This is a genomic window from Citrobacter sp. Cm038, from assembly GCF_030333105.1.
In the GTDB taxonomy this organism is placed as follows: Bacteria; Pseudomonadota; Gammaproteobacteria; order Enterobacterales; family Enterobacteriaceae; genus Citrobacter; species Citrobacter murliniae.
Genome location: NZ_JAOWGO010000016.1, coordinates 713,638 through 734,887, shown reverse-complemented (window position 1 = coordinate 734,887; position 21,250 = coordinate 713,638). Strand labels below are relative to the sequence as shown.

The 21,250-nt window shown below is 49.5% G+C and carries 22 protein-coding genes and 1 riboswitch; of the genes, 9 read left to right on the top strand and 13 right to left on the bottom strand.

What is annotated here, in order from left to right; genetic code table 11:
• Nucleotides 1-165: 165 nt before the first annotated feature.
• Complete coding sequence (gene sdaA / locus OGY01_RS05870) at nt 166-1,530, top strand: L-serine ammonia-lyase (RefSeq protein WP_045443949.1); 1,365 nt, start codon at nt 166-168, stop codon at nt 1,528-1,530.
• 130 nt (nt 1,531-1,660) lie between these two features.
• A complete protein-coding gene (pdeD, locus tag OGY01_RS05865) occupies nt 1,661-3,259 on the top strand; it encodes a cyclic di-3',5'-guanosine monophosphate phosphodiesterase PdeD (protein ID WP_048221311.1) in 1,599 nt (532 codons plus the stop codon).
• Between the two features lie 6 nt (nt 3,260-3,265).
• Here pdeD and yoaE read toward each other — a convergent pair whose 3' ends face one another.
• A complete protein-coding gene (gene yoaE, locus OGY01_RS05860) occupies nt 3,266-4,825 on the bottom strand; it encodes a CNNM family cation transport protein YoaE (protein ID WP_045443964.1) in 1,560 nt (519 codons plus the stop codon).
• Nucleotides 4,813-4,971, bottom strand: a complete 159-nt coding sequence (locus OGY01_RS23760; protein ID WP_404979409.1) for a protein YoaL — start codon at nt 4,969-4,971, stop codon at nt 4,813-4,815. The genes yoaE and OGY01_RS23760 overlap by 13 nt, the downstream gene beginning before the upstream one ends.
• Before the next feature lie 313 nt (nt 4,972-5,284).
• On the opposite strand from OGY01_RS23760, the gene manX reads away from it, so the two are divergent.
• The 5 genes from manX (at nt 5,285) to mntP (ending at nt 9,474) form a co-directional block, all read left to right on the top strand.
• Nucleotides 5,285-6,250, top strand: coding sequence for a PTS mannose transporter subunit IIAB (manX, locus tag OGY01_RS05855; RefSeq protein WP_045443967.1), 966 nt, complete (start codon nt 5,285-5,287; stop codon nt 6,248-6,250).
• 58 nt (nt 6,251-6,308) lie between these two features.
• Entirely contained in the window at nt 6,309-7,109 is an 801-nt protein-coding gene (locus tag OGY01_RS05850; RefSeq protein ID WP_045443971.1) for a PTS mannose/fructose/sorbose transporter subunit IIC, read from the top strand.
• Nucleotides 7,110-7,121: 12 nt separating this feature from the next.
• A complete protein-coding gene (locus tag OGY01_RS05845; RefSeq protein WP_045443974.1) occupies nt 7,122-7,973 on the top strand; it encodes a PTS mannose transporter subunit IID in 852 nt (283 codons plus the stop codon).
• A 60-nt stretch (nt 7,974-8,033) separates the two neighbouring features.
• Nucleotides 8,034-8,492 carry a DUF986 family protein gene (locus tag OGY01_RS05840; protein ID WP_045443977.1) on the top strand — a complete coding sequence of 153 codons (459 nt, stop codon included), beginning with the start codon at nt 8,034-8,036 and terminating at the stop codon, nt 8,490-8,492.
• 198 nt (nt 8,493-8,690) lie between these two features.
• Nucleotides 8,691-8,791: riboswitch (yybP-ykoY riboswitch) on the top strand.
• 116 nt (nt 8,792-8,907) lie between these two features.
• On the top strand, nt 8,908-9,474 hold the full coding sequence (gene mntP / locus OGY01_RS05835; RefSeq protein ID WP_045449666.1) for a manganese efflux pump MntP: 567 nt from the start codon (nt 8,908-8,910) through the stop codon (nt 9,472-9,474).
• Here the strand turns inward: mntP and rlmA are convergent.
• From rlmA to mgrB, 6 genes are all read right to left on the bottom strand, one after another.
• Nucleotides 9,471-10,280 (bottom strand): 23S rRNA (guanine(745)-N(1))-methyltransferase, encoded by an 810-nt coding sequence (gene rlmA, locus OGY01_RS05830; RefSeq protein WP_045443980.1) that lies wholly within the window; start codon nt 10,278-10,280, stop codon nt 9,471-9,473. The two genes, mntP and rlmA, sit on opposite strands and share 4 nt — an antisense overlap.
• Nucleotides 10,281-10,343: 63 nt before the next feature.
• Nucleotides 10,344-12,089: a peptidoglycan DD-transpeptidase FtsI2/PBP3(PARA) gene (ftsI2, locus tag OGY01_RS05825; protein ID WP_048221309.1), complete on the bottom strand. Its 1,746-nt coding sequence runs from the start codon at nt 12,087-12,089 to the stop codon at nt 10,344-10,346.
• Between the two features lie 219 nt (nt 12,090-12,308).
• Complete coding sequence (gene cspE, locus OGY01_RS05820; protein ID WP_001062678.1) at nt 12,309-12,518, bottom strand: transcription antiterminator/RNA stability regulator CspE; 210 nt, start codon at nt 12,516-12,518, stop codon at nt 12,309-12,311.
• 12 nt (nt 12,519-12,530) lie between these two features.
• Entirely contained in the window at nt 12,531-12,674 is a 144-nt protein-coding gene (locus OGY01_RS05815) for a DUF2627 domain-containing protein (RefSeq protein ID WP_003034983.1), read from the bottom strand.
• Between the two features lie 638 nt (nt 12,675-13,312).
• Complete coding sequence (locus tag OGY01_RS05810) at nt 13,313-13,594, bottom strand: YebO family protein (protein ID WP_045443989.1); 282 nt, start codon at nt 13,592-13,594, stop codon at nt 13,313-13,315.
• Nucleotides 13,595-13,668: 74 nt separating this feature from the next.
• On the bottom strand, nt 13,669-13,812 hold the full coding sequence (mgrB, locus tag OGY01_RS05805; protein ID WP_200011075.1) for a PhoP/PhoQ regulatory lipoprotein MgrB: 144 nt from the start codon (nt 13,810-13,812) through the stop codon (nt 13,669-13,671).
• A gap of 164 nt (nt 13,813-13,976) precedes the next feature.
• On the opposite strand from mgrB, the gene OGY01_RS05800 reads away from it, so the two are divergent.
• Nucleotides 13,977-14,216: a YobH family protein gene (locus OGY01_RS05800; protein ID WP_045444005.1), complete on the top strand. Its 240-nt coding sequence runs from the start codon at nt 13,977-13,979 to the stop codon at nt 14,214-14,216.
• Between the two features lie 113 nt (nt 14,217-14,329).
• On the opposite strand, the gene kdgR is transcribed toward OGY01_RS05800, so the two are convergent.
• Entirely contained in the window at nt 14,330-15,121 is a 792-nt protein-coding gene (gene kdgR, locus OGY01_RS05795; RefSeq protein WP_045444008.1) for a DNA-binding transcriptional regulator KdgR, read from the bottom strand.
• Nucleotides 15,122-15,296: 175 nt separating this feature from the next.
• Between kdgR and OGY01_RS05790 the strand changes: the two genes are divergently transcribed.
• Nucleotides 15,297-16,670: an MFS transporter gene (locus OGY01_RS05790; RefSeq protein ID WP_045444011.1), complete on the top strand. Its 1,374-nt coding sequence runs from the start codon at nt 15,297-15,299 to the stop codon at nt 16,668-16,670.
• Between the two features lie 47 nt (nt 16,671-16,717).
• On the opposite strand, the gene htpX is transcribed toward OGY01_RS05790, so the two are convergent.
• From htpX to msrC, 4 genes are all read right to left on the bottom strand, one after another.
• A complete protein-coding gene (gene htpX / locus OGY01_RS05785; protein WP_045444014.1) occupies nt 16,718-17,599 on the bottom strand; it encodes a protease HtpX in 882 nt (293 codons plus the stop codon).
• 193 nt (nt 17,600-17,792) lie between these two features.
• Nucleotides 17,793-19,841, bottom strand: coding sequence for a carboxy terminal-processing peptidase (prc, locus tag OGY01_RS05780; protein ID WP_200011078.1), 2,049 nt, complete (start codon nt 19,839-19,841; stop codon nt 17,793-17,795).
• 19 nt (nt 19,842-19,860) lie between these two features.
• Entirely contained in the window at nt 19,861-20,547 is a 687-nt protein-coding gene (gene proQ, locus OGY01_RS05775; protein WP_045444020.1) for an RNA chaperone ProQ, read from the bottom strand.
• Between the two features lie 96 nt (nt 20,548-20,643).
• On the bottom strand, nt 20,644-21,141 hold the full coding sequence (gene msrC / locus OGY01_RS05770; protein ID WP_045444023.1) for a free L-methionine (R)-S-oxide reductase MsrC: 498 nt from the start codon (nt 21,139-21,141) through the stop codon (nt 20,644-20,646).
• Nucleotides 21,142-21,250: the final 109 nt, after the last annotated feature.

Here is a 21,250-nt window from a genome sequence, read left to right as displayed (position 1 = left end):
GCAGAAGACACAACCTGAAACTCCCGTCACAACATTAGTAAAATCGCGGTTATCTATTAGTTTAATTCATGTGAATAGTTAAGCCGATCGCCGCGTTCCCTCTTACACTATGCGCAGTTATAACATCGTTACTGGAAAGCCCAGTCGCCCTGTAGGAGTATTATCGTGATTAGTCTATTCGACATGTTTAAGGTGGGGATTGGTCCCTCATCTTCCCATACCGTAGGGCCTATGAAGGCAGGTAAACAGTTCGTCGATGACCTGGTCGAAAAAGGATTACTGGACAGCATTACTCGTGTTGCCGTCGACGTGTATGGTTCACTGTCGCTCACGGGTAAAGGTCACCACACCGATATCGCCATTATTATGGGTCTGGCAGGTAATGAACCTGCGACCGTAGACATTGACAGCATTCCCGGATTTATCCGCGACGTAGAAGCGCGTGGTCGCCTGCTGCTTGCGCAAGGCCAGCACGAAGTTGATTTCCCGCAGAATGACGGAATGCGTTTTCACAACGGTAACCTGCCGTTGCATGAAAACGGTATGCAGATCCATGCGTACAACGGCGAAACCGTCGTTTACAGCAAAACATACTATTCGATCGGCGGTGGATTCATCGTTGATGAAGAACATTTTGGCCAGGATGCAGCGAATGAGGTCAGCGTGCCTTATCCGTTCAAGTCCGCAACCGAAATGCTGGAGTACTGTAACAGCACTGGCTTGTCGCTCTCTGGCATGGTGATGCAGAACGAACTTGCGCTGCACAGCAAGAAAGAGATTGAAGAGTACTTTGGCAACGTCTGGCAAACCATGCAGGCCTGTATTGACCGTGGGATGAATACCGAAGGGATTCTGCCGGGTCCGTTGCGCGTTCCTCGCCGAGCTTCTGCCCTGCGCCGTATGCTGGTCTCCAGCGATAAACTCTCCAGCGATCCGATGAATGTGATCGACTGGGTGAACATGTTTGCGCTGGCCGTTAACGAAGAGAACGCCGCCGGTGGCCGCGTGGTGACTGCACCAACCAACGGTGCCTGCGGCATCGTGCCTGCGGTACTGGCTTATTATGACCATTTCATTGAGTCCGTCAGCCCGGATATTTATACCCGCTATTTCCTGGCGGCCGGTGCAATTGGCGCATTATACAAAATGAACGCCTCTATCTCTGGCGCGGAAGTGGGCTGTCAGGGCGAGGTTGGCGTGGCATGCTCGATGGCTGCGGCAGGTCTGGCGGAACTGCTGGGTGCAAGTCCTGAGCAGGTTTGTGTTGCTGCCGAAATCGGTATGGAGCACAACCTGGGGCTGACCTGTGATCCGGTTGCCGGACAGGTTCAGGTGCCTTGTATTGAACGTAACGCGATTGCCTCCGTTAAGGCTATCAACGCTGCACGAATGGCAATGCGTCGTACCAGCGCCCCGCGCGTCTCGCTGGATAAAGTCATTGAAACAATGTACGAAACCGGCAAGGACATGAACGCCAAATACCGTGAAACATCACGCGGTGGCCTGGCGATTAAAGTCCAGTGTGACTAATACTTATTTTTCGCCCATCTGCGACGGATGGGCGAATTTACTTCCTCATCCTCGTCTAGCGTAATTTTCCCCACTACACTTGCTCTGTTGCTGTTGGCTAATGTGACCAACGGCTTATCGGGCGGCCCGCATGCAAACAGCACAACGGATCATCAAAACTTATCGTCGTAACCGCTTAATCGTCTGCACAATTTGTGCACTGTTGACGCTCATACTCACATTGTCTGCCCGATTTATTTCGGAGCGTAATTTAAATCACCATTACACTGTCACTTTTGCCAATCATGCCGTAGAAGCGCTGGATAACGTGCTCCTTCCCCTACAGGCCGGACGCGATGTGCTACTGCCGTTGATAGGTTTGCCCTGTTCCGTGGCGCGTTTACCCCTGAGCAAACATGCCGCCAGACTACAGACAGTGCGCTCTATAAGCCTGATCCAGCGCGGCATTCTCTATTGCTCAAGCATTTTTGGTTATCGCAATACCCCAATTCGCCAGCTACAACCTGAGTTGCCCAGCAGGGAGCCGCAGCTTTTGTTGTCTACCGACCATTCGCTTATCAAAGGCAGCCCTATTCTTACGCAATGGTATCCGTCGTCTGTTGATGGTGAAGATGGCGTTCTGGAGATCGTCAATATTGATTTGTTATCAACGATGCTGCTTGAGCCTCAGCCGCCGCAGATAACCAAAGCAAGTCTGACTGTCGGCAACCGTCACCTGCTTTACGGTCAAGGTGTTGTAGATACGCTGCCTGCACTTGATGATGAAAAAAGCTACCAGTTGTCATCACAACATTTTCCTTTCGCAATCAGCGTTACAGGCCCTGGGGCCAGCGAGCTGGCGTTAAAAAATCTGCCTACTCAATTACCCTTAGCGGTGATGCTCAGCCTGTTAGTGGGCTACCTTGCATGGCTGGCTACGGCCAACAGAATGAGTTTTTCCTGGGAAATCAATCTGGCCCTCGCTGCACGCGAGTTTGAGTTATTTTGCCAGCCTCTGCTAAATGCCAGCACCCAACAGTGCACCGGTGTTGAAATCCTCTTGCGCTGGAATAACCCCCGTCAGGGCTGGATTTCGCCTGAAGTTTTCATTCCTATTGCTGAAGAGCACAACCTGATCGTACCGCTGACCCGCCATGTCATTGCAGAAACCATTCAGCAACGACACGTTTTCCCGATGAGCAGCCAGTTTCATATCGGTATCAACGTTGCCGCCAGCCATTTTCGCCATGGAACGCTGTTAAAAGATCTCAACCAATACTGGTTCAGCCAGCACCCTATTCAGCAGTTAGTCATTGAGTTGACTGAGCGTGATGCCTTGCTTGATGTGGATTATCGGGTAGTGCGCGAATTACATCGTATGGGGATTAAACTGGCCATTGACGATTTTGGTACCGGAAACAGCTCACTCTCCTGGCTGGAAAAGTTACGTCCGGATATTCTGAAGATTGATAAATCATTCACCTCCGCGATCGGCACTGACGCCGTGAACTCGACGGTTACCGACATCATCATCGCGCTGGGGAAAAAACTAAATATTGAACTGGTGGCTGAAGGGGTAGAAACGCAGGCGCAGGCACAACATTTGCGGCGTCATGGCGTGCATGTATTGCAGGGATTTCTCTATGCCCAGCCGATGCCGCTGCGTGATTTTCCTAAATGGTTGGCGGGCAGTACGCCACCACCCGCCCGGCATAAGGGCCATATCATGCCCCTTATGCCGTTTCGCTGAACCGAATTATACGTCTTCGTCGTGAGCCGATTGTTCTTTAACAATGCGAACTAAATCCACACGGTAATCGTTGGCTTCGACAATCGTAATGCTCAGCGGAGCGACCTCAATAACATCCCCGACACGCGGAATGTGGCCGTTAACCGCAATCACCAATCCAGCCACCGTGGCGATATCCTGGTCTTCATCCACCAGCGTATCAACGTCCAGCGCCTGCTGCAGAGCATGCAGATCGGTTCCACCTTTCACCAGCCAGCTACCCGCTTCGGCAACTATCTCGGGCGTTTCATCGGCATCCGGGAACTCACCGGCGATGGCTTCTAATACATCCAGCGGTGTCACCAGCCCCTGGACAACACCGAACTCGTTAGTGACGATAACAAAGCTACCGCGGGCACGACGCAATACACCTAACAAATTAATCGGATCCAGCGTTTCCGGTACAACGATAGCCGGAGAGGCTGAAGCAATCGCAGCCACATCTACGCCATCCTCAAGCGCCACCAACAGCTCTTTTGCCCGAACGATACCGATAATTTCGTCAAGCTCACCACGACACACCGGGAACAGGCTGTGCGGAGAAGAGAGCAGCTGTTCTCGGATTTCCGCCACGCTCAGGTCAGCATCAACCCAACTGATTTCACCACGCGGCGTCATAATGCCACGTAATGAACGCGATGCCAGGGACAGAACGCCGTTGATCATGTAACGCTCTTCTTCAACGAACTCCCCTTCTGGTACAGGTACCGGCACCGGATTGTCAGATTCAAGCTGCGCACCGGTCTGACGCTTACCGCCCATCAGACGCAGAATGGCATCGGCCGTACGTGCACGCAGCGGCAATGTCGACTGGTGGCGAATAAAGTTACGGCGGGCAATCTGGTTAAACAGTTCGATTATGATCGAGAAGCCAATGGCCGCGTACAGATAACCTTTCGGAATGTGGAAGCCAAACCCTTCGGCGACCAGACTCAAACCGATCATCAGCAGGAAGCTCAGACACAGCACCACGACCGTTGGATGTTGATTCACAAATCGTGTCAGCGGCTTTGATGCCAGCAGCATTACCGCCATCGCTATCACGACAGCAGCCATCATAACCGGCAGATGGTTCACCATACCCACCGCGGTAATTACTGCGTCCAGGGAGAAGACCGCATCCAGGATAACAATCTGCGTCACTACGACCCAGAAGCTCGCATAGCCTTTTGACTGGCCGGTATCGTGTTCTCGGTTTTCCAGCCGTTCATGTAGCTCGGTAGTGGCCTTGAACAAGAGGAAGATACCCCCCAGCAGCATAATCAGGTCTCGCCCGGAGAACGCGTACTCCATCACCGTGAAAAGCGGTTTTGTCAGCGTCACCATCCAGGAAATAACGGACAGCAAGCCTAAACGCATAACCAGTGCCAGTGACAACCCGATCAGACGTGCTTTATCCCGCTGTTTAGGCGGCAGTTTATCAGCCAGAATCGCAATAAAGACCAGGTTATCAATACCCAGAACAATTTCGAGAACAACAAGCGTGAGCAAACCCACCCAAATCGAGGGGTCCATTAAGAATTCCATGACAAGCTCCTGCTTAAAGAATGACCAAACTGCGCCCTGAACATCTCAGGCGTTAAAGCAATATGCAGAAAAATTTTGTGGCAAAAAGTGCCAAACTGACAGGCGTGATACGGCCTAAAGGTGAAATGACGTCGGTGACGATCCATACGGTGGGCTACTACCCTATACTCCTGAGTTATTAAACATATGCTAAACATAACAGAGACAACCGTTTTTTAGCAAAGATTTACCTTCCTTTGCAATAAGTTGTTTCGGAGATATTTTACTCTTCGAAATTTCTTTTCATCGGAAGTTAATTTACGGATCTTCATCACACAAAATAATTTTTTCGATATCTAAAATAATTCACGAAATCATATGTTTTTCTTTGTAACCCTTATCTGAATCGATTCGATTGCGGACGACGATTCAAAATACATCTTCATGTTGATGTGTTAACGATAATAAAGGAGGTAGCAAGTGACCATTGCTATTGTAATAGGCACACATGGTTGGGCTGCAGAGCAGTTACTTAAAACAGCAGAAATGCTGTTAGGCGAGCAGGAAAATGTCGGCTGGATCGATTTCGTTCCAGGCGAAAATGCCGAAACGCTGATTGAAAAGTACAACGCTCAGTTGGCAAAACTCGACACCAGTAAAGGCGTGCTGTTTCTCGTTGACACATGGGGAGGCAGTCCGTTCAACGCTGCGAGCCGCATTGTCGTCGATAAAGAGCATTACGAAGTGATCGCCGGCGTGAACATTCCGATGTTGGTAGAAACGTTCATGGCGCGCGATGACAACCCAAGCTTCGACGAATTAGTCGCTCTGGCGGTTGAAACCGGTAGCGAAGGCGTGAAAGCGCTGAAAGCAAAACCGGTTGAAAAAGCCACGCCAGCCCCGGTTGTAGCACCAAAAGCTGCAACGCCCGCAAAACCAATGGGACCGAACGATTATATGCACATCGGCCTGGCGCGTATTGATGACCGTTTAATCCACGGTCAGGTGGCAACTCGCTGGACCAAAGAAACTAACGTCACCCGTATTATCGTCGTCAGTGATGAAGTCGCAGCAGATACCGTACGTAAAACGCTGCTAACTCAGGTTGCTCCCCCAGGTGTTACGGCGCACGTGGTTGATGTCGCAAAAATGATTCGCGTCTACAACAACCCAAAATACGCTGGCGAACGTGTGATGCTGCTGTTCACTAATCCGACCGACGTAGAACGTATCGTCGAAGGTGGCGTGAAAATTACCTCCGTGAACATTGGCGGCATGGCTTTCCGTCAGGGTAAAACTCAGGTAAATAACGCAATTTCCGTTGATGAAAAAGACATCGAAGCCTTCAAGAAACTCAACGCGCGCGGTATTGAGCTCGAAGCCCGTAAAGTTTCTACCGATCAGAAATTGAAAATGATGGATTTGATTGCCAAAGCGGCGAAATAACCACCTGGCATTTACTTAGTTTTCACACTTAAGTCTGTATAGCAATAGGAGAAGTACAATGGAGATTACCACTCTTCAGATTGTGCTGGTGTTCATCGTCGCATGTATCGCGGGTATGGAGTCGGTGCTCGATGAATTTCAGTTCCACCGTCCGCTGGTGGCCTGTACGTTGATTGGCGCCGTTCTCGGGGATATGAAAACCGGTATTATCATCGGTGGTACCCTGGAAATGATCGCCCTCGGCTGGATGAACATCGGTGCAGCTGTTGCGCCGGATGCCGCACTGGCCTCAATTATTTCTACTGTTCTGGTTATCGCGGGCCATCAAAGCATTGGTGCCGGCATCGCGCTGGCTATCCCACTGGCAGCAGCAGGCCAGGTTCTGACCATCATTGTTCGTACCATCACCGTTGCATTCCAGCACGCCGCGGATAAGGCAGCCGAAAGTGGCAACCTGACGGCGCTATCCTGGCTGCATGTGTCCTCTCTGTTCCTGCAGGCAATGCGTATCGCTATCCCGGCGGTTATCGTGGCGATTTCTGTTGGGACCAGTGAAGTCCAGAGCATGCTGAATGCCATTCCTGAAGTGGTTACCGGTGGCCTGAACATTGCTGGTGGTATGATCGTCGTAGTCGGTTATGCAATGGTCATCAACATGATGCGTGCAGGCTATCTGATGCCATTCTTCTACCTCGGCTTCGTCACTGCGGCGTTTACTAACTTCAACCTGGTTGCTCTGGGTGTGATTGGCGCAGTTATGGCCATCCTCTACATTCAGCTGAGCCCGAAATATAACCGCGTAGCCGGTGCGCCAGCGCAGGCTGCTGGTAATAACGATCTTGATAACGAACTGGACTAGCAGGTGAGCGAAATGGTTGATATGACTAAAACTACCACCGAGAAAAAACTCACTCCGAGTGACATTCGTGGCGTGTTCATTCGTTCTAACCTGTTTCAGGGGTCATGGAACTTCGAACGTATGCAGGCGCTGGGTTTTTGCTTCTCCATGGTACCGGCTATCCGCCGTCTGTATCCGGAGAACAACGACGCACGTAAACAGGCTATTAAGCGTCACCTGGAATTCTTCAACACCCACCCGTACGTAGCGGCACCAGTACTCGGCGTAACGCTGGCGATGGAAGAGCAGCGTGCTAACGGCGCAGATATCGACGATGGTGCTATTAACGGTATCAAAGTTGGTCTGATGGGACCGCTGGCAGGCGTGGGCGACCCTATTTTCTGGGGAACCGTTCGTCCAGTATTTGCCGCACTCGGCGCCGGTATCGCAATGAGTGGCAGCTTGCTGGGTCCGTTGCTGTTCTTTATCCTGTTTAACCTGGTTCGTCTGGCTACGCGTTACTACGGCGTGGCTTACGGTTACCGCAAAGGTGTCGATATCGTTAAAGATATGGGCGGCGGCTTCCTGCAGAAACTGACTGAGGGGGCGTCAATCCTCGGCCTGTTTGTCATGGGAGCATTGGTTAACAAGTGGACGCATGTAAACATTCCGCTGGTGGTTTCCACTATCACCGGTCAGGATGGTCAGACTCGCGTTACCACCGTGCAGACTATCCTTGACCAGCTGATGCCGGGCCTGGTGCCTCTGCTGCTGACCTTCGCCTGTATGTGGCTGCTACGTAAGAAAGTTAACGCCCTGTGGATCATCGTTGGCTTCTTCGTCATCGGTATCGCGGGTTACTCTGTCGGCCTGCTCGGCCTGTAAGAGTGCTGTACATCACCGGGGGCATGCCCCCGGTTTTTCTATTTAGAGGGTTGAGGATTCATGACTATCACGGACCTGGTGCTGGTTCTTTTTATCTTATCGCTACTGGCGTTTGCTATTTACGATCAGTTCATCATGCCCCGCCGTAATGGCCCTACTCTGCTCGCAGTTCCCCTGCTTCCTCGTAGCCGTGTTGATAGCGTCATCTTCATTGGGCTGATCGTTATTCTTATCTACAACAACATCACCAGCCACGGGGCGCAATTCACCACATGGTTATTATGTGCACTGGTACTAATGGGGATATATCTGTTCTGGATCCGCACCCCAAAAATCATCTTTAAACAAAAAGGATTCTTCTTCGCCAATGTCTGGATTGAATATAACCGGATAAAAGAAATGAATTTATCTGAAGATGGCGTACTGGTAATGCAATTAGAACAGAGACGATTGCTCATTCGCGTACGAAATATAGACGATCTCGAAAAAATATATAAACTTTTAATTTCAAATCAATAAGTTAAAAAGATAGCCTGAACTATGTTTTTTTGTATTTCACCGAAAACACAACATAGCTAAGGCTATATTCTGGCGCTATGAATGTTATTTATTTTAACGTTTTATCCACACTTAAATCTAAATGAAAATCGTTTTCAATTAGAAGTCAAATAATATTTCCCCCTTTCTTGTTTTATATTCTCAAAATATGTTAAGGTTGCGCCCGTCGTTGGGGAGTAGCCGATTTCCAGAATCCGGAAATGTACGTGTCAACATACTCGTCGCAAGACGTGGCACGTACGGACTAATCATAATTAGTCAGGCGAGACCATAGACACATCAACTGCAATGCATGCTTTATGAACCGCGTGTTCTGGCATGTATGGTTACTGGGGGCAGTGATGTGTTATATGGATACCCCGGTCAGGACGCTGTTATGAATATCACCGCTACTGTTCTTCTCGCTTTCGGCATGTCGATGGATGCCTTCGCAGCATCGATTGGCAAAGGTGCCACCCTACATAAACCCAAATTCTCAGAAGCCCTGCGTACTGGCCTTATTTTTGGCGCAGTTGAAACACTCACGCCGCTGATCGGCTGGGGTATGGGCATGCTGGCAAGTAAATTTGTACTCGAATGGAACCACTGGATTGCGTTCATCCTGCTGATTTTTCTGGGCGGACGAATGATCATTGAAGGCTTCCGCGACAACGATGATGAAGATGAAGAGCCGCAGCGTCGACATGGTTTCTGGCTGCTGGTCACTACCGCGATTGCCACCAGTCTGGATGCGATGGCTGTCGGTGTGGGTTTGGCTTTCCTGCAGGTAAACATCATCGCAACTGCCCTGGCCATAGGCTGTGCCACGCTAATAATGTCTACACTGGGAATGATGATTGGTCGCTTTATCGGCCCGATGTTGGGCAAAAGGGCTGAAATTCTGGGTGGGCTGGTACTGATTGGCATCGGTGCCCAGATCCTCTGGGCACATTTCCACGGTTAATTTTCACGCTGCCAGATATGAATGCTAAAGTCTGTCTGGCAGTCAAATGTCGTTTTCCCCGCCAGCGTCTCCCAGACCTCCGGTTTTGCCCGCCAGGCGAACGGTGTCATTTGCAGTAATGCCACTGCCTCACTGCCGCTCAGTTGCATCTGATATCCCAGCGCAATGCTCTGTTGCAGGTCAAAGCCTTCCAGTTGCTCGGTATGGGGCGCATGCAGACGCACGTCGTCATAGATCAGCCCTTTCAGCTCCATTAAATGACGCGGTCCCGGCGTGGCCGTAATCACCCATCCGCCAGGTTTAACAACCCTGGCAAGCTCTTGCGCCTTGCAGGGGGCATAAATCCTGACAATGGCGTCCATTGATGCATCAGCAAATGGCAAACGATGACTTGATGCTACGCAAAATGTCACCTGCGGATACCGCCTGGCTGCGGCCTTAATCGCCACTTTTGAAACATCCAGACCGAATGTTGAGTTGCCCGTTATCGCGTCGGCAAAAGCATGCGTGTAATACCCTTCCCCACAGCCGATATCAAGAATCGCCGCCTGCTCTGACACGAGTCTTTCTTTCAGTACATTCACAATCGCATCGCGCAGCGGCTGATAATGTCCGGCATCGAGAAATGCCCGGCGTGCTTGCATCATTTCTGCGCTGTCACCGGGATCGCGCGACCGCTTATGCTGAACAGGAAGTAAGTTGACATACCCTTCTTTAGCCACGTCAAACTGATGCCGTTGAGGGCATATAAAGCTGTTTTTATCTTGAGTAAGAGATTGATGGCAAAGGGGACAGGAAAACGACATGACAACTCCGGCTGATGACTTCGGGGCGCAAGTGTAACGCGAATTACGCCCCGGGAAAATAACTTACAACGATGGTGCAGAGAGCTTATCGTCGTGCATAACCAGCAAATGGCTCGAGTCGGCGGGCATTCCATCCGGTTTAACGTTCTCCAGACGCAGAACGTCCCCCATTATCTGGCTAAATACAGGAGCCGATACTGCGCCACCATAGTAAGCCCCATTTTGTGGGTTGTTGATAACGACCACCAGTGCAAATTTAGGGTCGCTTGCCGGAGCGACACCTGCGGTATAGGCCACGTATTTATCGACATATTTACCGTCATCGCCAATTTTTTTCGCCGTACCGGTTTTAACCGCAACCCGATAATCTCTCACCGCAGCCTTTGTTCCCCCGCCACCAGGTAAAGCGACACTTTCCATCATATGTTCAACTTGATGAACTAACGCTTCCGGCATGACGCGTCTGCCAATGACCGGCGGGTCGATACGGGTGATGGAAAGCGGTCGGTAAATGCCAAAGCTGCCAATCGTGGCATAAACATGCGCCAGCTGTAGCGGCGTCACCATCAAACCGTAACCAAACGCGAAAGTTGCACGGTCCAGATCGCTCCAGTAACGCCTCTGAGGCATTAGACCGTTGCTTTCACCGGTTAATCCCAACCCGGTAGGATCGCCAAAACCAAAGCTTTTGTAGGTATCAAGCAAGCGCTGTACGGGCATTGCAAGTGAGAGATGGGAGACACCAGTATCGCTCGACTTTTGCAAAATACCGGTCAAAGATAGTTCAGGATAAAATCCTACGTCACGAATGCGATGCCCATCGACATAAAAAGGATGAGTATCAATCACGCTGTCTGGCTGCACAATTCCCTGTTGAAGAGCCGTCATAATTACCAGCGGCTTGACGGTAGAGCCAGGCTCAAAAGTATCGCTAATCGCACGATTGCGAAAATCATCCAGCACCGCACCGTCGCGGTTGTTGGGGTTGAAGTCAGGGAAACTTGCCATAGAGAGAATTTCACCCGTGGCAATACTGACCAGCACTGCAGCACCGGACTCTGCCCTGTTCCACGTAACGGCATTGTCCAGCGCGTCCTCGGTTACTGTCTGCAAACGTTCATCAATACTAAGCTGCAATTCATGCGCAGGTACCGGCATTACTTCGGTGATATTTTCTATTACATGCCCAAATTTGTCTTTACGTACCAGCCGGGAACCCGGTTTACCCATCAACTGGGCATTGAAGCTTTTCTCAATCCCTTCGATACCCTGACCATCAATGTTAGTAAAGCCAATCAGGTTGGCAGCGACATGCCCTGCGGGATAGAAGCGACGGGTCTCTTCGCGCAGATTGATACCCGGAAGATTGAGCTTATCGATCCATTCAGCTTGCTGAGGTGAAATCTGTCGAGCCAGGTAGATAAAACGTCCGGCAGGATTGCTGTTAACCCGTGCAGCCAGTGTACTAAGCGACAGATGCAGCGTCTTTGCCAGCGCTTGCCAGCGTTCGCTATATCCAACTCCCCCCTTGCTAATAATGATCTTAGGATCGGCCCAGACAGCATTAACCGGTACGCTTACTGCCAGCGGACGCCCTTCTCTGTCAGTAATCATTCCGCGTGGCGAGGCCGTTGTCACCTCACGTAAAGAACGCATATCTTCCTGTTTTACCAGACTCGTTGGCGTAACAATTTGCAGCCATGCCACCCGACCAAGTAACAACCCCAGACTCAACAATATTGCCACGCAGAGCAGGGCAAAACGTACGGGAGTAAAATTGCGTGTATCGCCGTCGTTTCTCTTTTTCACCCGACCTCCAGCAAGATAGTTTTTCAGGTGACTGATTTAACGGGAATTGACGAGAGAAAGCGGGAAAAACAATGCTACGAACATCGTGCCTTTGCAACAAAGCGCTAATGGGAGGGCATTCAGAAATGTTTTGACGTAATTTGAATTAAAAAGCCCCGCATATGCGAGGCTTTATATCTGAGGTTGATGCGCCTGGGCGCTTCAAATCAGTGGTATCGATCAGATAGCTGTTACGTTAACAGCAGCCGGACCTTTCTGGCCGTCCTGAATTTCGAACTCAACGTTCTGGCCTTCAGCCAGAGTTTTGAAGCCGTTACCCTGGATTGCAGAGAAGTGTACGAACACGTCTTTGCTGCCGTCAGCAGGAGTAATGAAACCAAAACCTTTAGACTCGTTGAACCACTTAACTTGACCTTTAATCTTTGCCATTTGCAAAATTCCTTAGAGTATTTTCTTCGCCCGCAGGCATAACATAGATAAAACTGAGACATTACTGCTTGAGGCACTAATATAAGGTTCGGCAGAGAAGCGGTATTCAACGTCAACGTGTTTACTCAGGACTTCTTTACTGAAAATGCCACACATAAACAGAACTGTACCTCGTTTAACCCAAAACGTGTTATCACATACAACGATAATAATGGCAAGCCATTTTTAAACGTGTCTCGATCGGTCGCACAAATCCAGAAGTTCATCAAACAGCGACTGCACAGTTATGCGCCAAATCGAGTAAGGATATATCCATACCGCCCTCGCCCTGCCCCAACTGGCTTGCGCCATTGCCGGGACATTTCTACCATAGCTCAATAGGTTCGGTTGTTCCAGATTCTCTGATGCGTCGTGTGCTGAATATCATTTTTTATGCTTAGTAATGCATAAATTATCACAACGGTAAAAATGGGATCCGCATTCTGATTTTGCAGAAAAATAATGAAAGAATGATGACAATGCACAAAAAAGTTAGAGAAACGTTTCGCTGATAATAAAAACGATCGCTATCACAAAAATGCAATAATCATATTATTAACGTATGGATAATTATATTTAAGCCATTTCAGGAATAAGGAATTAATTGGTCAGGGGGTCTGGAGAAGTAACGTTGTGTGCATGATCACACGTGTATTGCACAACCGAGACAGCGGAAAATGATCTTGATATTGTTGTCGACAGGATGAAGCATCTGAGAACAATGTCAGCAGACTCTCACCCTGTCTTTCTGGTTACTACCGTTCTGCTACCAGGCGGATGATGTCGTCATCTTCATCCTGTTTTTGCACCGCAGGCTCTGCTGCCTTCTCGGGCTCGTTAGCTTCACAAAGACGACGAAGCAAAGCGTTCTGTCGTTTTTGCTGCTCCAACAATGCTTCGAGCAACTCAATCTGCTCATTAGTACGTGAACTTGCACGATTGATGAAAAACCACAGCACAAGCCCGATTACCAGAACCACCACCGATACAACTAAAGACGCAAAATTCAACACGCCAGAGTTCAAAACTTCGTTCATTTCACCACCTCAATGTAGACAGCGTAGTTTACCACTGCCGCACAAGAAGGTAATCAACTGTTGCAAAAATGCGCTTACCAGGGAATAAATTTATTGATGGCGCAAATGCCGCTGAAAAATTGTACGTCCTGATCGCACATGATGTTGAACACCTGCGCCCACATCAGTATGCCCACCAGCACGACAACAATCAGAACCACCCATCGAATTTTTCTCACTCCAACTCCACTCTCCGAATCCAGATTTTATGCTGCTAAATTATCACGCATTACCTAAACCCAGCGTTAACTGTAGCGGCATTAACTATTTTTAGGAATGATTCACTTGTTTCATCCAGTGTACAAGCTAATCTTATAATAACGAGAAAAGATAAGAGGTTGTAATGCGTCTGATTATTCGCGCTATTGTATTGTTGGCTCTGGTTTGGATTGGTTTATTACTCAGTGGCTACGGAGTTTTGATAGGAAGCAAGGAGAACGCGGCAGGTCTCGGTCTGCAATGCCAGTATCTGACCGCACGTGGCACCAGTACCGCACAGTACGTTCACAGCAACAGCGGTATCATCGGTCTGTCTGATTGCCCCGTGTTACGCAAAAGCACAGTGGTTGTCGATAACGGTTAATATAAGAGCAATATAGCCGGTAAGTTATTTATTACATCTTCAACTTATATTGACTATTAAAAAAGCCCCGGAAAAATATCTGGGGCTTTTTAACATGTCGAAAACTAGCCAGATCAGAATGGGTAGTCGTTATAACCCATTTGTTCTGAAATTTTACGCGCTGCTGTGTGCAACATCGCGACATACTCATGTAAGCGCTCTTCGGAGAAACGCAAGGTCGGGAATGAAATACTCAGTCCCGCAATCACGACACCGAAACGGTCAAACACTGGTACGCCGATGCAACGCAGACCTTCTTCCTGCTCTTCGTTATCTTCGCCGTAGCCCTGCTCACGCACTTTATCTAACAGCAATAGCAGCTCATCAGTATTGGTTATTGTGCGCTCAGTGCTGCGTTTGTACTCAATACCATCGAGGATCTGCTTCACTTCCTCACGGTCACGCCAGGCCAGCAGTACTTTACCAATAGCTGTACTGTACAATGGGTTACGGCGACCTACGCGAGAATACATGCGTAAATTGTACATCGAGTCGATTTTATGAATGTAGACAATGCTGTCTTCGTCCAGAGCCCCCAGATGCACAGTCTCTTTTGTCAGACGCGAAAGTTCGCGCATCTGGATGTCAGCGCTTCTAATCAAATCAACGTTTTGCAACGCGCGAGCGCCCAACTCAAACAATTTCAGGGTCAGCGAGTATTTCTCAGACTCCCCTTCTTGTGCCACATACCCCAGCGTTTTCATGGTCTGCAAAAAGCGATAAACGGTGCTTTTCGACATCATGACGCGTTGCGACAGTTCGGTAATACCAATTTCGCGCTCTTCACCCAGCGCCTGCAGGATGCCAAAAACCTTCAGCACGGAAGATACAGAATCGGGTTGTTTATCCAGATCTGCGATTGCCATTTATCACCTCATTACGAGTGTTTTATAAAAATCAGAACCGGTTTTTATTATAATTTCACGCAATGCCCCTCGCAATCCATCTTTGCTTACTTAGTTACAAATCTGCGACATAACGCCTGAATATCAATGCTAATATCATTATTCTCATCATCATACCCGACAACATTGACTTCCTATGGAAAGAATCCAGGCCGATGGCCTGCCATTGCCCCAGCGATATGGCGCAATTTTAACCATTATTATTGGTATCTCTATGGCAGTGCTGGATGGTGCAATTGCTAACGTTGCTCTTCCGACGATTGCCGCAGATCTTCAGGCCTCCGCAGCCAGTTCAATTTGGGTCGTTAACGCCTATCAAATTGCGATTGTCGTCTCACTCCTGTCACTCTCATTTTTGGGCGATATGTTTGGCTACCGACGTATTTATAAATGTGGGTTGGTCATTTTTCTGTTCGCTTCATTATTTTGTGCCTTATCAGATTCCTTACAAATGCTAACGCTGGCGCGAGTGGCTCAAGGTTTTGGCGGGGCAGCGCTAATGAGCGTTAATACGGCGCTGATAAGACTTATTTATCCCCAACGCCAGCTTGGCCGGGGGATGGGCATTAACTCCTTTATTGTGGCGGTCTCTTCAGCAGCCGGTCCTACAATTGCCGCGGCAATACTGTCCGTTGCGTCATGGAAATGGTTATTTTTGATTAACGTGCCGTTGGGGATTATTGCGTTACTACTGGCAATGCGTTTTTTACCGGCCAATGCTGCCAGGCAGTCAACACCACGTTTTGACTTACCGAGCGCGGTGATGAATGCCCTGACCTTCGGATTGCTGATTACCGCACTCAGTGGATTTGCGCAGGGACAGTCTTTGACGCTCATTGGTATAGAACTGGCGATGATGATCGTGGTCGGTTTTTTCTTTATTCGCCGTCAACTGTCACTACCAGTCCCTCTGCTGCCGGTCGACTTGCTGCGTATCCCACTTTTCTCATTGTCTATCGGCACGTCTATCTGTTCTTTTTGCGCTCAGATGTTAGCTATGGTGTCACTCCCCTTTTACCTGCAAACCGTGTTGGGTCGCAGTGAAGTGGAAACAGGTTTGCTATTGACTCCCTGGCCGCTAGCCACCATGGTCATGGCCCCACTTGCTGGCTATTTAATTGAACGGGTACATGCCGGACTATTGGGGGCAATGGGGCTGGCGACAATGGCTGTTGGCCTTTTCTCGCTGATGCTACTACCCGCTTCACCGTCTGATTTTAATATCATCTGGCCGATGATACTTTGTGGCGCCGGATTTGGCCTTTTCCAGTCACCAAATAACCATACTATCATCATGTCGGCCCCCCGGGATCGTAGCGGAGGCGCAAGCGGTATGTTGGGGACGGCACGTTTGCTGGGACAAAGCAGCGGTGCGGCGTTAGTCGCGTTGATGCTGAATCAGTTTGGTGACAGCGGGACGCACATGTCGTTAATGACGGCAGGTATTCTGGCCACGGTAGCCGCGATTGTGAGTGGTTTACGTATTACGCAACCTCGGGTTCAGGGGTAAAAAAAAAGCGCGTCCAGGGACGCGCTTTTCTCTCATGCTTCCGCAGGTTATTTCAGGTATTCCCCACTGCGCAACGCTTCAATACGTTTATCCAACGGAGGGTGGGTCATAAACAACTCACTCAACGATTTAGATTTACCATTGATGCAGAACGCCATCATGCTGGTTGCTTCCTGTGGCTCATAGCTGGTTTTCAGACGCTGCAGTGCAGCAATCATTTTCTCACGACCAACCAGTTTTGCTGAACCCGCATCCGCATGGAATTCACGATGACGCGAGAACCACATGGTAATAATGCTCGCCAGAATACCAAACACCAGTTCCAGCACCGTCGCTACCGCAAAATAAATTAACGGGTTGCCGTTGCTGCCCTCACCTTCTTCACGGTTTCCGCCCATAAAACCAGCGGCAATCTGCGCGAGAATACGCGAGATAAAGATTACGAAGGTGTTCACCACGCCCTGAATCAGCGTCATGGTGACCATATCGCCATTGGCAATGTGGCTTATCTCATGTGCAATAACGGCTTCAGCTTCATCCGGGCTCATGTTTTGCAGCAAGCCCGTACTGACCGCCACCAGTGACGCATCACGGCGCGCACCAGTGGCAAACGCGTTAATATCTGGCGCATGGTAGATAGCAACCTGCGGCATAGCGATACCAGCCTGACGAGCCTGTGTGGCTACAGTATTCATCAGCCAGCGTTCTCTTTCATTACGGGGCTGTTCAATTACTTCCCCGCCAACGGACTTTAACGCCATCCATTTTGACATCAGCAGCGAAATGAAGGAACCACCAAAACCAAACAGCAGTGCCATGATCAACAAGCCTTGAACGCTGCTTGACTGGATCCCTGTCAGGCTCAATACCAGCCCGAAAACGACCATCACAGCCAGGTTCGTCAGCAGGAAGAGCGCGATTCGCATCATAATTTTCTTTTAACCTCAATTTAACAAAACGCACTATGCGATTACCCATATCGTATGGGTCTTACAGCTATTTTCAAGCATGCATACGTGCTAAGTCACCAGAAAGACACAACTTTACATTTTATCGTATCAGGCTGACGACTTCATGCGCTTGTTAAAACAAACAGGCACAATTTCTTGTGCCTGTTTGTTTTTACTGACTTGTTGCGGGCTGTTCCGCTGGCTTATCTTTTTCCAGATGCGCCAGATCGAGCGCGATTTTAACCGTTTCATCCAGGTACGGATCCGGCTCCTGGTAATCCTTCGGCAGATCGTCCAGTTTCTTCAGCGGCGGCTTGCCTTCACGTTTAAAACGATCGTTTATGCGCGCCAGACGCATCGCGTCATCTTCGTTATTCTCTTTCTCACGCTGGGCGTAATTAAGAGAAGCGATGTTGCGCTTATCCTTCATTGCATTGAAACGGGCAATATCTTTCATGATGTACTGGAACTCAGGATCGTTCGCAATACGTGCATTATGCTCTTTCAGCAATTCAGGACCGAACGGCGTCAAATTATCCGACTTCGTATAGGTCGCCGCATCGATGCTATCCCAAGGCAAAGCGTTATCTTCAAACTTCTCACCGGTTTCTGTTTCTTCATTACCTGTCGGCATGATGATATCCGGCGTAACGCCCTTACGCTGCGTACTGCCACCGTTTACACGGTAGAACTTCTGAATAGTGTACTGAACTGAACCCAGCGCAGGCCATTCCGGACGTAACATCTGATCGTAGATACGGTTCAGAGAACGGTACTGCTGTACCGTGCCTTTCCCGAAGGTCGGTTCACCGACAATCAACGCACGACCGTAGTCCTGCATTGCCGCAGCAAAAATCTCCGATGCCGAGGCACTGAAGCGGTCAACCAACACCACCAGCGGACCTTTGTAGTAAACAACGCCGTCGGTATCGCTGTCTTCGCGCACCTTACCGTTATTATCACGAACCTGAACAACCGGACCAGAAGGAATAAACAGACCGGAAAGCGAAACGGCTTCAGTAAGCGCCCCACCACCATTAGTACGCAGATCGATAATCACACTGCTGACATTCTGTTTTTCCAGCTTCTGCAGCTGAACTTTGACATCGTCCGTCAGACCAACATAGAAGCCTGGAATATCCAGTACGCCGACTTTTTCTTTGCCAACGGTTTTCACGGACATTTTAACAGCACGATCTTCCAGACGAATGCGTTCACGCGTCAGCGTTACAGTACGCGTCTTAGTGCCTTTACCGGCAGGCAGGATCTCAAGACGAACCTTGCTGCCTTTTGGTCCTTTGATCAGCGCTACAACGTCATCAAGACGCCAGCCAATGACATCAACCATGCCTTTACCCGACTGACCTACGCCGACAATGCGATCGCCTACGCTAATCGCCTTGCTCTTGGCCGCCGGGCCACCCGCAACCATAGAATTAATGACGGTATAGTCATCATCCATTTGCAGAACGGCACCAATACCTTCCAGAGACAAACTCATTTCGGTATTGAACTGTTCAGTGTTACGCGGGGACAAGTAGTTAGTATGCGGATCGATTTCGCGCGCAAAAGCGGTCATAGCCAGTGAGAACACGTCTTCACTGTTAGTCTGCGCCAGGCGGCGGATCGCAAATTTGTAACGACGCGTCAGCGTTTCACGAATTTCTGCATCGGTCTTGCCGGTCAGTTTCAGGCTAAGTTCGTCGAATTTAACTTTGCCGTCCCACAGAGCATTAAGCTCTGCTTCGCTTTTCGGCCACGGCGCTTTGCTGCGATCAAGATTAAAGGTGTCGTTACCGGTGAAATCCATTGGACGCGCCAGCACGCTTAATGCGTACTGATAGCGTTCAAATCGACGTTTTTGCGCCAGATTATAGAGGTCGTAAAACACATCCAGCTTGCCCGTACGCAGTTCATCAGCCAGGACGGCTTTCTTTTTGGCAAACTGCTCTATATCACTCGCCAACAGCACGTTATGGCTGTAGTCGAGCAAATTCAGATAGCGGTCAAAAATTTTTGCCGAAAACGCCTGATCCAGATCGAACTGGCGATAATGTGAACGCGTAAAGCGCGATGTTACACGTTCACTCACTGTCGCATGCTGCGTTTCTTCCTTTAAAACGGGGATTTGATCGGCACGCGTGATGTCTTCCACAGCGAATGCCTGGCCTGCTAATGCAAGCAGACCAGCTAACGCGGTAAGCCTAAAAAAAGTGTTCATGCCAGGCCAGGCCTCCGTTTCAGAACACCAGGTGTTCTGCGCGTACAATCAAAGACATACCCGAATTCAGCTGTACACGGACGCCATCTTTGGTGATTTCTAATACGGTGGCATCCATCGCATTATTTCCTGCTTTCACCTTCAAAGACTGCCCTACCTTCAGCACTGAAATATCAGAGACTGGGGTATGCTGTTCTTCACGAGGAGCACGCGGTGCCTGAGCAGCCGGTTTTTCAGCGCGAGGATTACGCGGAGCTGCATCTTTACGACGCGGAGCAGGACGCGGCTTACGCTCACGACGCGGTGCGTCCTCTTTTTCACCCGCAGCAGCGGCCGCTTCGCGTTTTTTCGCCTGTTGCTCTGCACGCTGCGCCTGAACGCGAGCTTTTGCTTCTTCAAGCTGTTTACGCGCATGCTCAACGTGCTGCTCATCCAGCTCACCACATGGGTTGCCGTCGAGGTCAACACGCGTTGCGCCCAGCTTAACGCCATACAGATAGCGCCAGCTTGAAGTATATAGACGTAAGGCAGAACGAAGCTGAGTCTTGCTGAGGTTCATTTCACCCTCAACACGCTCTACCAGATCCTGAAAAATGCCAATTTTCAGCGGGCGCGCTTCGCCTTCCGCACTAAAACACTGCGGGAAGCGTTCGGCCAGAAACGCGATGACTTCTTTACTACTATTCAACTTAGGTTGATTTTCCATGAAATTTCCTGATTACAACGGACGTAGCCAACAAGCGCAGGCATGAACAGGCGTCATTATAATGACGCCATCAGTAATTGCTACGTTATCCGTTGATTATCCTGCGACGGGAGCAAAGAATTTTTTGTAATCCGTCGTTGCAAGCACGGTTTCAAGCTGTGCCACGAGCGTACGCAGCCCCTGTTCATCTTCTTCAGTAAAGCGGCCAAAAGCCGTGCTATCAATATCCAGCACGCCTATTATCTGATTTTCGACCGTTATCGGCAGTACAATTTCAGCGTTGCTGGCCGCATCGCAAGCGATATGCCCATCAAAAGCATGAACGTCTTCAATGCGCTGAACCTGGTTCTGCGCCACTGCGGTGCCGCATACCCCCCGACCAACCGGAATACGTACGCAGGCGATCTTGCCCTGGAAAGGGCCAAGCACCAGCGTGTCGTTTTCGAGCAGGTAAAAACCAGCCCAGTTCACTTCTGCAAGACGCTCGTACAACAAAGCGCTGGTATTCGCCAGCGTTGCCAGAAAACTGGTTTCACCTGCCATTAATGCGCGAAAATCACGGTTCAGATCCGTGTATAGCTCTATTTTGTTCATTATGTAATCACTTAGTTGTCTTACTCAAAACTGCAGCCTACTAAAATAAACATTAAATGCGTTAATGCTCAAGATCATTCCCGTCATGAGTTAAGATAACATTACTCTA

Coding starts and splice junctions, on each gene's coding strand:
- OGY01_RS05810 (WP_045443989.1), bottom strand. CDS start 13,594: ATGAACGAAGTTTTGAACTCTGGCGTGTTGAATTTTGCGTCTTTAGTT.
- OGY01_RS05845 (WP_045443974.1), top strand. CDS start 7,122: ATGGTTGATATGACTAAAACTACCACCGAGAAAAAACTCACTCCGAGT.
- htpX (WP_045444014.1), bottom strand. CDS start 17,599: ATGATGCGAATCGCGCTCTTCCTGCTGACGAACCTGGCTGTGATGGTC.
- OGY01_RS05840 (WP_045443977.1), top strand. CDS start 8,034: ATGACTATCACGGACCTGGTGCTGGTTCTTTTTATCTTATCGCTACTG.
- cspE (WP_001062678.1), bottom strand. CDS start 12,518: ATGGCAAAGATTAAAGGTCAAGTTAAGTGGTTCAACGAGTCTAAAGGT.
- OGY01_RS05800 (WP_045444005.1), top strand. CDS start 13,977: ATGCGTCTGATTATTCGCGCTATTGTATTGTTGGCTCTGGTTTGGATT.
- kdgR (WP_045444008.1), bottom strand. CDS start 15,121: ATGGCAATCGCAGATCTGGATAAACAACCCGATTCTGTATCTTCCGTG.
- OGY01_RS23760 (WP_404979409.1), bottom strand. CDS start 4,971: ATGGATCGTCACCGACGTCATTTCACCTTTAGGCCGTATCACGCCTGT.
- rlmA (WP_045443980.1), bottom strand. CDS start 10,280: ATGTCGTTTTCCTGTCCCCTTTGCCATCAATCTCTTACTCAAGATAAA.
- prc (WP_200011078.1), bottom strand. CDS start 19,841: ATGAACACTTTTTTTAGGCTTACCGCGTTAGCTGGTCTGCTTGCATTA.
- pdeD (WP_048221311.1), top strand. CDS start 1,661: ATGCAAACAGCACAACGGATCATCAAAACTTATCGTCGTAACCGCTTA.
- proQ (WP_045444020.1), bottom strand. CDS start 20,547: ATGGAAAATCAACCTAAGTTGAATAGTAGTAAAGAAGTCATCGCGTTT.
- OGY01_RS05815 (WP_003034983.1), bottom strand. CDS start 12,674: ATGTGTGGCATTTTCAGTAAAGAAGTCCTGAGTAAACACGTTGACGTT.
- msrC (WP_045444023.1), bottom strand. CDS start 21,141: ATGAACAAAATAGAGCTATACACGGATCTGAACCGTGATTTTCGCGCA.
- OGY01_RS05850 (WP_045443971.1), top strand. CDS start 6,309: ATGGAGATTACCACTCTTCAGATTGTGCTGGTGTTCATCGTCGCATGT.
- mntP (WP_045449666.1), top strand. CDS start 8,908: ATGAATATCACCGCTACTGTTCTTCTCGCTTTCGGCATGTCGATGGAT.
- OGY01_RS05790 (WP_045444011.1), top strand. CDS start 15,297: ATGGAAAGAATCCAGGCCGATGGCCTGCCATTGCCCCAGCGATATGGC.
- yoaE (WP_045443964.1), bottom strand. CDS start 4,825: ATGGAATTCTTAATGGACCCCTCGATTTGGGTGGGTTTGCTCACGCTT.